Origin of the sequence: Paracidovorax anthurii, assembly GCF_003269065.1 — a bacterium.
Lineage (GTDB): Bacteria > Pseudomonadota > Gammaproteobacteria > Burkholderiales > Burkholderiaceae_C > Paracidovorax > Paracidovorax anthurii.
The window spans coordinates 37,812-52,301 of the sequence record NZ_QLTA01000038.1 but is presented as its reverse complement, the minus strand read 5'-3'; the positions used below and the strand labels follow the sequence as shown (position 1 = coordinate 52,301).

14 protein-coding genes are annotated in these 14,490 nt (G+C 69.4%); 7 read left to right on the top strand and 7 right to left on the bottom strand.

All coding sequences use genetic code 11. The features are described from left to right. A partial coding sequence (locus AX018_RS17135) for a transposase (protein WP_146749308.1) occupies positions 1 to 285 on the top strand: 285 nt, incomplete at its 5' end. A 414-nt stretch (positions 286 to 699) separates the two neighbouring features. On the opposite strand, the gene glmS is transcribed toward AX018_RS17135, so the two are convergent. After that, positions 700 to 2,589 (bottom strand): glutamine--fructose-6-phosphate transaminase (isomerizing), encoded by a 1,890-nt coding sequence (glmS, locus tag AX018_RS17130; protein ID WP_111879643.1) that lies wholly within the window; start codon positions 2,587 to 2,589, stop codon positions 700 to 702. A gap of 167 nt (positions 2,590 to 2,756) precedes the next feature. Here glmS and AX018_RS17125 point away from each other — a divergent pair, with 167 nt between their 5' ends. Next, a complete protein-coding gene (locus AX018_RS17125) occupies positions 2,757 to 3,305 on the top strand; it encodes an Lrp/AsnC family transcriptional regulator (protein WP_111879640.1) in 549 nt (182 codons plus the stop codon). Positions 3,306 to 3,398: 93 nt separating this feature from the next. Further along, positions 3,399 to 4,307 (top strand): EamA family transporter, encoded by a 909-nt coding sequence (locus AX018_RS17120; RefSeq protein WP_111879637.1) that lies wholly within the window; start codon positions 3,399 to 3,401, stop codon positions 4,305 to 4,307. 30 nt (positions 4,308 to 4,337) lie between these two features. Here AX018_RS17120 and AX018_RS17115 read toward each other — a convergent pair whose 3' ends face one another. The 3 genes from AX018_RS17115 to AX018_RS17105 all read right to left on the bottom strand — a co-directional run bounded on the left by AX018_RS17115 (position 4,338) and on the right by AX018_RS17105 (position 7,565). Continuing rightward, positions 4,338 to 5,144, bottom strand: coding sequence for a sensor histidine kinase (locus tag AX018_RS17115; RefSeq protein WP_245951628.1), 807 nt, complete (start codon positions 5,142 to 5,144; stop codon positions 4,338 to 4,340). 35 nt (positions 5,145 to 5,179) lie between these two features. Further along, positions 5,180 to 6,610 carry a bifunctional UDP-N-acetylglucosamine diphosphorylase/glucosamine-1-phosphate N-acetyltransferase GlmU gene (gene glmU / locus AX018_RS17110; RefSeq protein ID WP_111879634.1) on the bottom strand — a complete coding sequence of 477 codons (1,431 nt, stop codon included), beginning with the start codon at positions 6,608 to 6,610 and terminating at the stop codon, positions 5,180 to 5,182. A 184-nt stretch (positions 6,611 to 6,794) separates the two neighbouring features. After that, the gene (locus tag AX018_RS17105) at positions 6,795 to 7,565 is read right to left on the bottom strand and encodes a Crp/Fnr family transcriptional regulator (RefSeq protein WP_111879631.1); all 771 of its coding nucleotides are present in this window, start codon (positions 7,563 to 7,565) and stop codon (positions 6,795 to 6,797) included. A 136-nt stretch (positions 7,566 to 7,701) separates the two neighbouring features. On the opposite strand from AX018_RS17105, the gene AX018_RS17100 reads away from it, so the two are divergent. Further along, a complete protein-coding gene (locus tag AX018_RS17100; protein WP_111879628.1) occupies positions 7,702 to 8,115 on the top strand; it encodes a BLUF domain-containing protein in 414 nt (137 codons plus the stop codon). 108 nt (positions 8,116 to 8,223) lie between these two features. Here the strand turns inward: AX018_RS17100 and AX018_RS17095 are convergent, their stop codons facing one another. Together AX018_RS17095 and AX018_RS17090 are read right to left on the bottom strand one after the other, a co-directional pair. Next, positions 8,224 to 8,535 (bottom strand): DUF2917 domain-containing protein, encoded by a 312-nt coding sequence (locus tag AX018_RS17095; RefSeq protein ID WP_245951627.1) that lies wholly within the window; start codon positions 8,533 to 8,535, stop codon positions 8,224 to 8,226. A 198-nt stretch (positions 8,536 to 8,733) separates the two neighbouring features. Next, complete coding sequence (locus AX018_RS17090; RefSeq protein WP_281269562.1) at positions 8,734 to 9,258, bottom strand: DUF2917 domain-containing protein; 525 nt, start codon at positions 9,256 to 9,258, stop codon at positions 8,734 to 8,736. Between the two features lie 182 nt (positions 9,259 to 9,440). Between AX018_RS17090 and AX018_RS17085 the strand changes: the two genes are divergently transcribed. Beyond that, positions 9,441 to 10,448: a LysR substrate-binding domain-containing protein gene (locus AX018_RS17085; protein ID WP_111879620.1), complete on the top strand. Its 1,008-nt coding sequence runs from the start codon at positions 9,441 to 9,443 to the stop codon at positions 10,446 to 10,448. Between the two features lie 74 nt (positions 10,449 to 10,522). Here AX018_RS17085 and tyrS read toward each other — a convergent pair whose 3' ends face one another. After that, positions 10,523 to 11,755 (bottom strand): tyrosine--tRNA ligase, encoded by a 1,233-nt coding sequence (tyrS, locus tag AX018_RS17080; protein ID WP_111879618.1) that lies wholly within the window; start codon positions 11,753 to 11,755, stop codon positions 10,523 to 10,525. Between the two features lie 187 nt (positions 11,756 to 11,942). Here tyrS and AX018_RS17075 point away from each other — a divergent pair, with 187 nt between their 5' ends. Together AX018_RS17075 and AX018_RS17070 are read left to right on the top strand one after the other, a co-directional pair. Then, positions 11,943 to 13,304: a M23 family metallopeptidase gene (locus AX018_RS17075; protein ID WP_111879615.1), complete on the top strand. Its 1,362-nt coding sequence runs from the start codon at positions 11,943 to 11,945 to the stop codon at positions 13,302 to 13,304. A gap of 25 nt (positions 13,305 to 13,329) precedes the next feature. Beyond that, entirely contained in the window at positions 13,330 to 14,460 is a 1,131-nt protein-coding gene (locus AX018_RS17070) for an anhydro-N-acetylmuramic acid kinase (protein WP_415842183.1), read from the top strand. Positions 14,461 to 14,490 lie beyond the last annotated feature (30 nt).

The window sequence follows — 14,490 nt, the reverse complement described above, 5'->3', positions numbered from 1 at the left end:
AAGAACGCCCGCCACTGGAAGAAGCCGAGTCCGGGATCGGAGCAGCGCAACGAAGCCATCCGGGCGTGCCAGCGTTTGGGCCGCAGCGTCTGGAAGAAGTGGAGCGGCTACCACCGGCGCAGCCTTGTCGAGACGAAGATGCACTGCTTCAAGCGACTGGGCGAACGGGTGACGGCGCGCACGTTCGAGCATCAGGTGGTGGAGTTGCATGTCCGCGTGGCCGTACTCAACCGCTTCAGCCAGATCGGTCGTCCTCAAACCGTTCTGGTGGCCGCCATGGCATAAATCCGTCTGGGGTTGGGGCTATGCCGTCTTCGAACTGATTTGTGCAACAAAGCCCATCCCAGCAGCCGCGAAAACTCTGCTTGAGAGCGGCCTCCCCGAGCGAACTTGATGAGTTCCGACTGTGATGAGGGAAACTGGAACATTGTGCTTATATTACACAATGTTCAACAATTACATGCTGCTGATGCAAAAAAATGGACTGCCAAGAGGCAGCCCAACCATCGAGCTGCATCGTTTTGCGCAGCAAGGCCGATGTGAGCCTATAGCGCCCTTCAATTACGAGTGTCCTGTACTGTGATTTCCTGAAAAGGCTCGCGCGAGTTGATTTCATAATGCAGGAAATCCTCGACAGACTTTATTTGCTCCCGACGAACTTTATTTCTTGCAATCAGTACGGAGTGCCCGCGCCTCCCCTCACTCCACCGTCACGCTCTTCGCCAGATTCCGCGGCTTATCCACGTCCGTCCCGCGTGCGCAGGCCGTGTGGTAGGCCAGCAGCTGCAGCGGCACCACGTGCAGCAGCGGGCTCAGCGCGCCATAGTGCTCGGGCATGCGGATCACGTGCAGCCCCTCGCTGCTCTCGATGTGCGTGTCCCCGTCGGCCAACACGTAGAGCACGCCGCCGCGTGCGCGCACTTCCTGCATGTTGCTCTTGAGCTTTTCCAGCAGGGTGTCGTTGGGCGCCACGGTGACGACGGGCATGCTGCTGGTCACCAGGGCCAGGGGGCCGTGCTTGAGTTCGCCGGCCGGGTAGGCCTCGGCGTGGATGTAGCTGATCTCCTTGAGCTTGAGCGCGCCTTCGAGGGCGATGGGGTAGTGCAGTCCCCGGCCCAGGAACAGGGCGTTCTCCATGCGGGCGAAGTCCTCGGCCCAGCTGATGATCTGGGGCTCCAGGGCCAGCACGGCCTGCAGGGCCACGGGCAGGTGGCGCATGGCCTGCAGGTGCCGGGCCTCCTGCTCTTCGCTCAGGCGGCCGCGCGCCTGGGCCAGGGCCAGGGTGAGCAGGAACAGGCCCGCGAGCTGGGTGGTGAAGGCCTTGGTGGAGGCCACGCCGATTTCCACGCCGGCGCGGGTGATGTAGGCCAGCTTGCATTCGCGCACCATGGCGCTGGTGGACACATTGCAGATGGTGAGGGTCTGCTGCATGCCCAGGCTCTGCGCATGGCGCAGGGCCGCGAGCGTGTCGGCGGTTTCGCCGGACTGGCTGATGGTGACGACCAGGGCGCGCGGGTTGGGCACGCTGGTGCGGTAGCGGTATTCGCTGGCCACTTCCACCTGGGTGGGGATGCCGGCGATCGACTCCAGCCAGTATTTGGCAGTGCACCCGCTGTAGTAGCTGGTGCCGCAGGCCAGGATGAGGACGGAGTCCACCTCCTTGAACACGCGCCACGCGGCGGTGCCGTCGGCGCCGTCGAACAGCTCCGGCGCCACGCCGCGCACGCCTTCGAGCGTGTCGGCAATGGCGCGCGGCTGCTCGAAGATCTCCTTTTGCATGTAGTGGCGGTAGGGGCCCAGCTCGGCCGCGCCGCTGTGCGCCTGCACGGTGCGCACGGGGCGGTGCGTGGCGTCGAGCGGCTGGCCGCCCTTGTCCGCGATCCAGTAGCGGCCCAGTTGCAGATCGACGAGGTCGCCCTCTTCCAGGTACACGATCTGGTCGGTCACGCCGGCCAGGGCCATGGCGTCGCTGGCGAGGAAGTATTCGCCCTGCCCCACGCCCAGGATGAGCGGCGAGCCCGCGCGCGCGCCCACCACGCGGTGGGGCTCGTCCTTGTGGATGACGGCGATGGCGTAGGCGCCGTGCAGCTCGGCCACGGCGGCCTGCACGGCCTGGAAGAGGTCGCCGCTGTAGTGGCTGTCCACGAGGTGGGCGATGACCTCGGTGTCGGTCTGGCTGGTGAAGACGTAGCCGCGTGCCTGCAGGGATGCGCGCAGCGACTCGTGGTTCTCGATGATGCCGTTGTGCACCAGGGCCACGCGGCCCAGGCGCACGGGCTCGTCGGGGCCCGTGCCGTGGCTGAAGTGCGGGTGCGCGTTGTGCACGGCGGGCGCACCGTGCGTGGCCCAGCGCGTGTGCGCGATGCCGGTGGCGCCTTCGACATGATCGGTGTGCACCTGCTCCAGCAGCTCGGCCACGCGGGCCGTGCTGCGCGCGCGGCGCAGGCCGCCGGTGCGCGTCGCGTCGAGGCTGGCGTCGTGGATGGCCACGCCGCAGGAGTCATACCCCCGGTATTCCAGGCGCTGCAGGCCCTGCACGAGGATGGGAACGATGTTGCGCGTGGAAACCGCGCCGACGATGCCGCACATAGCCTGTACTCCTGTGGGAATGGGGGTGAAAGGACTGAAAAGCGAGTGGGAAGCAGCGAGATCGTAGGCAGGGCATCAAGAAATTTCTCATAAATTTTCGTGATTTTTTAGAAGTTAAATTCCACCAACCATGGGTAATGAAATTTAATTCCATAAAATCCACATCCATGGAAGAATCATTCCTCGATCCGATCGACCTGCAATTGCTGGAGGCACTGCAGACCGATGCCACCCTCAGCAACCAGTCCCTGGCCACCCTGGTGCGGGTGTCGCCGCCCACGTGCCTGCGGCGCGTGAAGCGCCTGCGCGATGCCGGCCTGATCGAGCGCGAGGTGGCGCTGGTGCAGCCGGATGCGCTGGCCCGCCACCTGGGCCACGGGCTCACGGCCATCGTGGAGGTGGCGCTCGACCGGCAGGACGCCGCGCAGATGGATGCCTTCGAGGCCCGCGTGGCCGGTGAGGCGGCCGTGCAGCAGTGCTACCGGGTATCGCCCGGCCCTGACTTCATCCTGATCGTGCATGCGCCCGACATGCCGGGCTATCTGGCGCTGGCGCAGCGGCTGTTCACCAGCGACAGCAATGTGCGCAACGTGAAGGCGTTCTTCAGCATCAAGCGCAGCAAGTTCGAGCCCAAGCTGCCGTGCAGCAGGAGCGGCGGGGCCCCGTCCACCGCACCGTCCCCGGCCCCGTCCGCGGTCCCCCGGCGGCCCGGCTGACCCGTCCCCTGCCGAGCCGTGCCGGCACGCCGGCCCCCTCCCTCTCTGCGGGCATGCATTCCCGCCCCGTCACCCCCCGTCCCGGAGTCCGCGATGACCCTTCCCGCGCCCTTCCCCCGCCGCTTCGCCATCGGCCTGCTGCTGCTGATCAGCTGCACTTTCGCGGCCAACCACGTCGCGGCCCGGCTCGCCTTCGACCATGGCACGGGCCTGCTGCTGGCGGTGCTGTGCCGCAGCGGCGCAACGGCGCTGGTGCTGGCCGCGCTGGTGGCCTGGAAGCGCCCCGCGCTGGCGATGGCGCCCGGCGCGCTGCGCTGGCAATTGCTGCTCGGCGCACTGGTGGCCACGCAGAGCCTGTGCCTGTATTCGGCGGTGGCGCGCATCCCGGTGGCGCTGGCGCTGCTGGTGTCGAACGTGTGCCCGGTGCTGCTCGCGCTGCTCACCTGGGCCCTGGGCGGGCCGCGCCCGACGCGCCGCGCGGCGGTGGTGATGGCGGTGGCGCTGTGCGGGCTGCTGCTGGCGCTGGACATTCCCGGCCGCGTGGCCCGGCTCGGGCAGGACGGCAGCGGGGACTGGATGGCGGGCATCGCGTTCGCATTCACGGCGGCCTGCGTGTTCGCCGTGGCGCTCTGGGTCACCGACCACAAGCTCAAGGCCCTGCCCGGCATGTGGCGCAGCCTCATGACGGTAGGCACGGTGTTCGCGCTGATGGTGGCGGCCGGCGTGAGCGGGCTGGTGCCCGGTGGCATGCAGTGGCCCGGGGCGACCCCGGGCTGGTGGGGCCTCGCGGCGCTGGTGGTGCTCTACGGCACCGCGTTCACGGCGATGTTCGTGAGCCTGCCCCGGATGGACATGGCGCGCAATGCCCCGGTGATGAACATCGAGCCCGTGGCCACGCTGCTGCTGGGCTGGTGGGTGCTGGAGCAGACCCTGCAGCCGCTGCAACTGGTGGGCGGGGCGGTGGTGCTGGCCGGCATCGTGCTGCTCAGCCGCAAGGGCTGACCCGGGCGGGCAAGAGCGGATACCGGGCCGTCACGCGGCGGGCAGCGCGATGCGCACCACGCATCCCTGGCCGGGCACGGGCTCGCCGGCACGCGCCGGCACGGCATCGATGCCGATCTCTCCCTCCATGCGCTGCACGAAGCGCCGCGCGCGAGCGAGCCCCAGCCCCAGGCCCTTGAACTGGCTCACGGGATGCAGCCGCTGGAACACGCCAAAGAGCGGGCCCGCCCGCTCGGGGGCGAAGCCCACACCGTTGTCCCGCACGTGGATCTCCACGAGGCCGTCCGCCGCGTGCCGCGCCTCCAGCACGATGCGGGGCTGCGCGACGGGGCGCGAGAACTTGAGGGCGTTGTCCAGAACGGCCACCAGCACGTCGTGCAGCAGGGCCGGGTCCGCGTGCAGGGCGATGTCCTCCTCCCCGCTCCCGCCGGGCCACTGCCACTGCACGCAGCCCGGCCAGGCCGGCTCCCCGCCGGCCGGTCCGGCATGGGCTGCGGCTGCGGCCAGCGCGTCCTGTGCTGCGGCGCGCAGCGCGGCGCCAGCCGCCACCGGCCGCGGCTGCAGGGGCACGAGGCCCGCGCGGCCCAGCTGGATCAGCCCGTCGATCATGTCGCCCAGCTGTTGGCCGGACTGCGCCATGGTGTCGAGGAACTGCAGCGCCTCGGGGTCGGCATTGCTCTCTTCCACCAGCTCGCGCACGAGGCGGCCATAGGCGAGGATGTGGCGCAGCGGCGCGCGCAGGTCGTGCGAGACGGCGCGCAGGAACGCCTCCTGCTCCTGCCGCGCGGCCTGCAGCTCGGCCCGCAGGCGCTCCAGCTCGGAGGCGGTGGAAGACACGGGATCGGTTTCGCCGCCCGACATGGCCAGCACCCTCAGTGCCCCGGCTTTGCGCCCTTGACCGGGCGCTTCCAGTTCTCGATGTTCACCTGCCGCCCGCGCGAGACGCTCAGCACGCCGGGCGGCGTGTTCTTGGTGATGGTGGAGCCGCCGCCCACCGTGCCGCCGGCGCCGATCGTCACCGGGGCCACCAGCACGCAGTTGCTGCCGATGTGCGCGTCGGCCTCGATCACCGTGCGGTGCTTGTGGGCACCGTCGTAGTTGGCGGTGATGCTGCCCGCGCCGTAGTTCACGCGCTCGCCCACCGTGGCATCGCCCAGGTAGGCGAGGTGGTTGGCCTTGGCGCCGTCGGCGAGCTGCGAGTTCTTCACTTCCACGAAGTTGCCGATGTGCACCTCGCGCCCCAGTTGCGCGCCGGGCCGCAGCCGCGCGAACGGGCCGATCAGCGCGCCCTCGCCCACCTGCACGCCGGCCGGCTGCTCGCCGTCGATGTGGGTGTAGGGATGGACCACGGCGCCCGCGGCGATGCGCGCGTTGGCGATACAGCAGTTCGCACCGATGCGTGCGCCCTCGCCCAGCTCCACGCGGCCGGTGAAGATGCAGTTGGCGTCGATCTCCACGTCCTGCCCGCACACCAGCTCGCCGCGCGCGCCGGTGCGCGGGTCGTCTCGCAGGTCGAAGCGCGCCGGATCGGCCAGGCGCACGCCCTGCTCCATGAGCGCGCGGGCCTGGGCGGCCTGGTGGGCCCGCTCCAGCTCGGCGAGCTGCAGCGGGCTGTTGACGCCCGCCACCTGCAGCGCATCGGCGATGCGGTGCGCCACCACGGGCACGCCATCGGCCACGGCCATGGCGACGATGTCGGTGAGGTAGTACTCGCCCTGGGCGTTGTCGTTGGTCAGGCGCGCGAGCCAGCCCGCCAGCAGGGGCGCGGGCACGGCCATGATGCCGCTGTAGACCTCGTCGATGGCGCGCTGCGCCTCGTTCGCGTCCTTGTGCTCGACGATGCCGCGCACGGCGCCCGCGCCGTCGCGCACGATGCGGCCATAGCCCGCCGGGTCCGGCAGGGTGACAGTGAGCAGCGCGAGCCGCCCGCCCGCGCTGGCATCCACCAGCGCCCGCAGCGTCTCGGGCCGGGTGAGCGGCACGTCGCCCGAGAGCACGACCACGGTGCCATCGCCCGCCAGCGCCGGCACGGCCTGCTGCACCGCGTGGCCCGTGCCCAGCTGCGGCTCCTGGCGCACGAACTTCACGTCCAGCCCCACCGCCGCGCCCGCGATAGTGGACTCCACCTCGGCCGCGCCGTGGCCGGTCACGATCACGGCACGGCGAGCCTGCAGGCTCGCGGCCTGGCCGAGCACATGGCCCAGCAACGGGCGCCCCGCCAGGCGCTGCAGAACCTTCGGAATGCGGCTTTTCATGCGCGTGCCTTTGCCCGCGGCCATGATGATGATGTCCAGTGCTGTCATGAGGGGATGGGAAAAGAAAGAACGGAGGGGCACCGGGCACGGCCACCCGGCGGCGTCCGGCCGATTATCCGCCTCGCGCCGGATGGAGGGCCCACCGCCCCTGTCCACGCGAATACTACAAAAACAATAGCAAACTATTGAGCAAAATCGGCGACGTGGAGCCTCTTTCTCTCCAAAGAAGGCCTCAGAGCAGCGGAACGGGGCGTGGAATGGTGTCGAAATACTCGGCGATGCGCGCGAGCGCGCGGGGGTTCAGCAGCCGCAGCCGCCCGCCCGACACCTCGTGCAGCCCCATCTGGGCCAGCCGCCGCAGCGTCTTGTTGGTGTGCACCAGCGACAGGCCCAGCGCATCGGCGATGTGCTGCTGGTTGATCGGGAACTCCACCGAGCCCTCGCTCGACAGGCCCAGCCGGTCCAGCCGGCGGTGGAGGTGCATGAGCAGCATCGCCACGCGCTCGATGGCGGTCCGCCGGCCGGTGGTGAGCAGGCTGTCGTCCACCATGCCCTCGCCCCGCGCGGCCAGCCAGGTCACGCCATAGGCCAGCCGGGCATGCTCGCGAAAGAGCGACCACAGCCCGTCGGCCGGGAACACGCAGAAGGCGCACTCCGTCACCGCCTCGACGCCATGCAGGGCGGTGTCGGCGAACTCCTGCTGCAGCCCCACGAGGTCGCCCGGCAGCAGAAAGCCCAGGATCTGCCGCCGCCCGTCCGACAGCGTCTTGTAACGAAACGCCCAGCCGCTGTAGAGCGTGTAGAGCCTGCCGCACGGCTCGTGCTCGCGGATCAGCGCGGCGCCCGCCGCGACCACCTGGGTGCCGCAGCGGTAGGCCTCGATGAACGCCAGCTCGCCGGCCGCCACGGGCATGAAGGCCGATGTCCGCTCCCGCAGCCGGCACACGCCGCACGAGCGAGGGACATCCGGGGCTTGCCATTCGGGGGCGGTATCGAGGCTCATGGGGGCTTGCGGAGAATGGAGGAGAAGGCGCGCGCCCGGTGCAGGCGCGGCGCGATTCTAGGCAATGGCCGCGGCCGCCCGGCCTGTGTCTTTTGACATTGCGCCGCGCACGCCACGGCCCTAGAGTGGAACGCCCATGACGCCCTTTTCCCCTCCGCTGGCAACGCAACTCTACGAAGTGCTCTATGTCAGCACGCTGGCCCCGGGCGAACCCCTGAGCGCCGTCGCCGCCATCGCCGCCCGGGCCCGCCCGGCCAACGCCGAGCGCCACATCACCGGGCTGCTCGTCTTCGACGGGCAGCGCTTCTGCCAACAGCTCGAAGGCCCCCGCAAGCCCCTGCTGGCCCTGCTGGAGCGCATCCGCCTGGACCCCCGCCACACGCAGATGGAAGTGCTGCACCACAGCCCGCTCGCGCAGCGGCGGTTCCATCGGTTCAGCCTCGCCTTCAGCACCCTGGAGGATGCGGACGCCCTGCCCCGCATGGAGTCGATGGAAGGCCCCGGCGCGCTGGCGGCCTTCGAGATGCTGGCCGTCGATCTGGAGCTGTAGCGCGCAGCGCACCCACCGGCGATGAAAAAAGCCGCGGGCATCCCCTCCGGGACGCCCGCGGCTTTTGCCTTGTGCCCTCTGCGGCCCTCTCAGAACGTGGGCACGATCTCAGGCGCTGCAGGCCGAGGCCTGGGCCGAGACGGCCCCACGGGCCTGCGCCTCGTGCTTCACGGAGCGGGAAGGGCTGAAACGGTACTGCACCGGCTCGCGGCCCAGCGATTCGATCACCGCATGCTGGCCTGCCGCCACCCAGAGGGTCTGCCCGGCCTGCAGGACGATATCGCCTGCGGCAGGATCGGCGGCGCCATTGGGGCCGTCGTCCAGCGTCACCCAGGCCCGGCCCGAGGCGATGCGCAGGGCCATCGGCACGCGGGGCCGCAGGCTGTGTGCCTGACCCGTGCCCAGCAGGAAGACATCCACGCCAGTGGAACGATCACGGGTGGGAGATTGTTGAAAATTCAGAACGTGTGATGCAGACATATGAGCCTCCAGGTAAACCCTAGGTTGGACGCTATATTGCCTCTGGGGTACGGGTTGCGTCCAATGAAAATCGCCCCCTGATTTCATGAAAATACCGCATCAATGTGACAAAACATCCAGATCGATGAGGAAGGCGCATCAATGGCGGTGCAGGACGCCATTGCAGGGCAGCCGGGAACCCGTGCGGGGCCGCCCCGCGAAAACCGCAATGCCCCAGGCACCGAGGGCGATGGCCGCTCCGAAGCTGGCGCGGACCACGGCCGCCTGGGCCCGCGCCGCCGCGCGCAGCGCCACCGACAGGGCCTGCCACGAAGGCGCCACGTCCCGCGACCAGGAGCGCCGCACGCCGGCCCCGGCCTGCGCCACATCCCGCTCCATCTCCGACAGCATCTCGCGCCAGCGGAACGCCACCGCGTCCGTCCCCGGCTCCTCGGGCCCCTGCCGCCACGCCTCCAGCACCGCGCATTGCCCCGGCCCCAGCCGGCACGCTTCCCCCGCCCGCAGGAACAGATCGCCCGAAGGCGCTCCGGGCCCCGACACCGTGAGCCAGACACCGCCATGCGCGATCTCCAGCCACCCGTCCCGGCGTGGCCGCAGAGCCATGGCGCGACGGGGTGCCAGACACCAGCTCCCGGCAGCGCGATTCACCCGCGAAGCACACATCGATTGTTGCGAATCCAGAACCTCATAACGTTCCATAGCCCGTCTCCTTGAAGGCACAAACCCTTGCCATGCAATAAGTTTCCGGCCAACCGGGAACATGGGTCCAATGAAAACACCGCCATAATTTCATGCGAACCCATCATGAATCCAGACCGCTACGCAACAATGCCCCACCCCTTGCCATGACCCTGCCCGCGCCCATCACCCACTTGCGCACCCGGCCCGTCGCGGTCGGCCACTGGCGCGCCTTTCTCGCGGTGGCCCGCCACCTCAACTTCCGCGCGGCGGCCGAGGAACTGGCCCTGACGCAGTCGGCCGTGAGCCGGCAGATCCAGGCGCTGGAGGATGAAGTGGGCGTGCCGCTCTTCCTGCGGCATACGCGGGCGGTGGAGCTCACCAGCGCGGGGGCGCAACTGCAGCGCGCCGTGGCGCCGGCGCTGGAGCGGCTCGATGCCTGCGTGCGCCTCGTGCGGCAGACCGCGGGGCGCAAGAGCGTGGCGATCACCACCTGGGCGAGCTTCGCGTCCATGTGGCTGATCCCGCGCATGGAAGAGTTCCAGCGCGACAACCCCGACATCGACATCCGCATCGACGCGAGCGATGTCTCGGTCGACCTGGAAACCGCCGACGTCGATCTGGCCCTGCGCTATTCGGTGCCCGGCCCGCACCTGCAGGGCGCGCAGCGGCTTTTCGGGGAGCAGCTCGCGGTGGTCGCGAGCCCCTGGCTGATCAAGAGCGGCCCGCCGATCCGCACGCCGGCCGACGTGGCCCGCTTCACGCTCATCGAGGCGGGCGACGCCCACCGCACCACCTACCTCGAATGGCTCACCTGGCGCCGCTGGTTCGAGCAGAACGGCCAGTCCAAGCTGCAGCCCAAGCGCTGGCTGTACTTCAACTACGCGCACCAGATCGTGCAGGCAGCCCTCACCGGGCAGGGGCTGGCGCTGGCCCGCATGCCCCTCATCGCCGACAGCCTCGCCTCGGGCGACCTCGTCGAGGTACTGCCCGGCTACCGGCTGGATTCACCGCTCGTCTACTGGCTGCTGGTGGGCCCGCGCAGCAGCCAGCGCCCCGAGATCAAGGCGTTCTGCGCCTGGCTGCTGCGCGAGGCGCAGGCCACGCGTGAAGCCGTGGGGGACGTACCCGACCCCGATCTGAATGACGACCTGGACGGCAGCGCCGACGCCTGACCCTCGCGCCCGCATGGCCCCTTCGCAGGGCCGCCGCCCGTTGCAATGCGGGCGGCGGGGTCGCCAAAGGCCGCTCAGCCCAGCGTCACCCTCGCGAACTTGCGCTTGCCGACCTGCACCACGTAGGTACCGGCCGCGAGCTTGAGCCCCCGGTCGCTCACCACGCTGCCCTCCACGCGCACGCCGCCGCCATCGATCAGGCGGTTGGCCTCGCTGGTCGACGGCGCGAGATTGGCCTGCTTGAGCAGGGCGCCAATGCCCAGCGGCGCCCCGTCCAGCGACACCTCGGGGATCTCGTCGGGCACGCCGCCCTTGCTGCGGTTGGCGAAATCCGCCTCGGCCGCATCGGCCGCCGCCGCGCTGTGGAAGCGGGTGGTGATCTCCCGGGCGAGCATCACCTTCGCATCCTTGGGGTTGCGGCCGCCCTCGACCTCCGCCTTGAGCGCGGCGATCTCGGCCAGCGACTTGAACGACAGCAGGGTGAACCAGTCCCACATCAGATCGTCGGAGATGGAGAGCACCTTGGCGAACATCGTGTTGGCGTCTTCGGTGATGCCGATGTAGTTGCCCTTGGACTTGGACATCTTGTCCACGCCGTCCAGCCCCACGAGCAGCGGCATCGTCAGGATGCACTGCGGCTCCTGGCCGTACTCCTGCTGCAGGTGGCGGCCCATGAGCAGGTTGAACTTCTGGTCGGTGCCGCCCAGTTCCAGGTCGCTGCGCAGCGCCACCGAGTCGTAGCCCTGCAGCAGCGGATAGAGGAACTCGTGCAGGCTGATCGACTGCCCGCCCGTGAAGCGCTTGTGGAAATCGTCGCGCTCCATCATGCGGGCCACGGTGTACTTGGCCGCCAGCTGGATCATGCCCGCGGCGCCCAGCGGTTCGCTCCACTCGCTGTTGTAGCGGATCTCCGTGCGGGCCGGGTCCAGCACCATGCTGGCCTGGCGGTAGTAGGTTTCGGCGTTGACCTTGATCTGCTCCGGCGTGAGCGGAGGCCGGGTGGAATTGCGGCCCGAGGGGTCCCCGATCAGCGTCGTGAAGTCGCCGATCAGGAAGATCACCTGGTGGCCCAGGTCCTGCAGCTGGCGCATCTTGTTCAGCACCACCGTGTGGCCGATGTGGATGTCCGGCGCCGTCGGGTCCAGGCCCAGCTTGATGCGCAGCGGAACCCCGGTGGCCTCGGAGCGCGCGAGCTTCTTCGCCCACTCCTCCCGGGGCAGGAGTTCGTCGGCTCCGCGCAACGACACTTCCAGAGCACGTCCTACACCATCGGTGATCGGGAATGTTGTAACAGCGGATTGATTCATAAGGGTTTTTCGGGGTTCGGCGGGGAGATCGGTGGCTATACTTCCGGCCACGTTTGCAGCGGCGGATTCTAGTGCGCCCGCCGACCCTGGCGCCCGGCCCGGCCCTCCCCGCGACCGCTGCAACCCACAGACAGCCCGTGCATGCCGCCCCTGCGGCCCGCATGCACCTCACCCTGGGGTAAGACTCTTGAATCACGGCTTGACATCCGCCGGCCTCGCCTTGCTGGACCGGCTATCGCGCATTGCCCGGAACCATCCCAAACGCATCACTGGCGCCCTGGCGGCCGTCCTGCTCACCGGCGGCGGCGGTGCCTTCGCCGTCGCGTCGTTCGCCCCCGATCCGGACGACCTGCCCCGCAGCCTCGTCGAATACCCGGTGGAATCGCTCGCCGGAGAGCAGCCCCTTTCCGCGCTGGTGGACATTCCCAGCTACTCGCTCTACCGCTCCGACCAGACCCGCAGCAGCGACACCGCGGAAGCCATCCTGCAGCGCCTGGGCGTGGCCGACCCCGCCGCGGCAGCCTTCCTGCGCAGCGACGGGCAGGTCCGCCAGAACCTGCTGGGCCGCGGCGGCCGATCGATCTCCGCCGAAACCACCGAAGACCACCGCCTGCTGAAGCTCACCGCGCGCTGGGTGCAGGACGACAGCGGCAATTTCCGCCGCCTCGTGGTCGAGCGCCAGGGCAACACGTTCGCATCGCGCGTCGAGACCGCCCCGCTGACCGTGGGCAACCGCCTGGCCGGCGGCATCATCCGCAGCTCGCTCTTTGCCGCGACCGATGCCTCCAACATTCCAGACGCAGTGGCCATCCAGCTCGCCGAAGTGTTCTCGAGCAACATCGACTTCCACCGCGCCCTGCGCAAGGAAGACCGCTTCTCGGTGGTCTATGAAACCCTCGAAGCCGACGGCGAACCCCTGCGCAGCGGCCGGGTGCTGAGCGCCGAGTTCCACAACAACGGCAAGACCTACGACGCCGTCTGGTTCCAGGAGCCGGGCGCCACCAAGGGGGCCTACTACACCCTCGAAGGCGAAAGCATGCGCCGCGCCTACCTCACCTCGCCCGTGGAGTTCTCGCGCGTCACCAGCGGCTTCAAGATGCGCTTCCACCCGATCCTGCAGAAGTGGCGCGCCCACCTCGGCACCGACTTCGCAGCCCCCACGGGCACGGCCGTGCGCACCGTGGGCGACGGCACCGTCGATTTCGCCGGCGTGCAGAACGGCTATGGCAACGTCATCTACGTCAAGCACCGCAACCAGCACGTCACGGTGTATGCCCACCTGAGCCGCATCGACGTCAGGAAGGGCCAGTCGGTGGAGCAGGGGCAGACCATCGGCGCAGTGGGTGCGACGGGCTGGGCGACAGGCCCCCACCTGCACTTCGAGTTCCGCGTGAACGGCCAGCACCAGGACCCCATGACCATCGCACAGCAGAGCGAGGCAGCCCAGCCCGTCTCCGCCGCGTCGCGCGCCACGTTCAACCGGCTGGCATCCAACATGCGTGTCCAGCTCTCGGCGGCCGCGCAGGTGCAGCAGGCCAGCGCACAGTAACCACGCCGGCCCGCCCGTGTCGAGCCTGCCCGGCGAGCCCGCCGCCCCGCTCCGCTGGTACATCGGGCTCATGTCGGGCACGTCGCTCGACGGCATCGATGGTGTCATCGGGCGCTTCTCCGATCAGGAATGCGCTGTGGCGCACCATGCCAGCGCGCCCTTCGCCCCCGATCTGAGGGCCGAGCTGCTGGCCCTCAACACGCCCGGCCCCAACGAACTGCACCGTGCCGCCCTGGCCGGCAACGCGCTGGCGCGTGCCTATGCCGCCGTCGTGGATGCCCTGCTGAAAGCCAGTGGGCTCCCCTCCTCCGAAGTCAATGCCATCGGCGCCCATGGGCAGACCGTGCGCCACCAGCCGGCCCTGTTCGACGGCACGGGCTACACCTTGCAGATCGGCAATGCGGCGCTCCTGGCGGAATGCACCGGCATCCCGGTGGTGGCTGACTTCCGCAGCCGCGACCTGGCGGCCGGCGGCCAGGGGGCTCCGCTCGTCCCGGCCTTCCACCAGCGGGTGTTCGGCAAGCCCGGAGAAACCGTCTGCGTGCTCAACGTGGGAGGCATTTCCAACCTCAGCATCCTGGAACCCGAAGGCAACGTGCGGGGCTTCGACTGCGGCCCGGGCAACGCCCTCATGGACCACTGGTGCCTGCGCCACACAGGTCGGCCCTATGACGATGCGGGCGCCTGGGCGGCCACGGGCGCCGTGCTGCCGCCGCTTCTGGAGGTCTTGCTGGCCGAGCCTTTCCTGCGCCAGAGCCCCCCGAAAAGCACGGGGCGCGACCTCTTCAATGCCGACTGGCTCACCACACGGCTCGCGCCCTTCACCGAAGCGCCGCCCCCCGATGTCCAGGCGACGCTCACCGAATTCACCGCCCGGGCCTGCGCCCGGGACGTGGAGCGCCATGCGCCCTCCAGCCGACTGCTCATCGTGTGCGGGGGCGGAGCGTTCAACACGCATCTGATGGACCGGCTCCGGGCACTGCTTCCCAGCCACCGCGTCGAATCCTCGGCCCTGCACGGCCTGCCTCCGCTGCAGGTGGAGGCTGCGGCATTCGCGTGGCTGGCGCGCCAGGCCGTCGAACGGCAACCCGGCAACCTTCCATCCGTCACGGGTGCCCAGGGGCTGCGGGTGCTGGGCGCCATCCACCCTGCCTGAGCAGGCTTGCCGCACCGACCCTGCGAAACC

Coding starts and splice junctions, on each gene's coding strand:
- glmS (WP_111879643.1), bottom strand. CDS start 2,589: ATGTGCGGCATCGTCGGCGCGGTTTCCACGCGCAACATCGTTCCCATC.
- AX018_RS17125 (WP_111879640.1), top strand. CDS start 2,757: ATGGAAGAATCATTCCTCGATCCGATCGACCTGCAATTGCTGGAGGCA.
- AX018_RS17120 (WP_111879637.1), top strand. CDS start 3,399: ATGACCCTTCCCGCGCCCTTCCCCCGCCGCTTCGCCATCGGCCTGCTG.
- glmU (WP_111879634.1), bottom strand. CDS start 6,610: ATGACAGCACTGGACATCATCATCATGGCCGCGGGCAAAGGCACGCGC.
- AX018_RS17105 (WP_111879631.1), bottom strand. CDS start 7,565: ATGAGCCTCGATACCGCCCCCGAATGGCAAGCCCCGGATGTCCCTCGC.
- AX018_RS17100 (WP_111879628.1), top strand. CDS start 7,702: ATGACGCCCTTTTCCCCTCCGCTGGCAACGCAACTCTACGAAGTGCTC.
- AX018_RS17090 (WP_281269562.1), bottom strand. CDS start 9,258: ATGTGTGCTTCGCGGGTGAATCGCGCTGCCGGGAGCTGGTGTCTGGCA.
- AX018_RS17085 (WP_111879620.1), top strand. CDS start 9,441: ATGACCCTGCCCGCGCCCATCACCCACTTGCGCACCCGGCCCGTCGCG.
- tyrS (WP_111879618.1), bottom strand. CDS start 11,755: ATGAATCAATCCGCTGTTACAACATTCCCGATCACCGATGGTGTAGGA.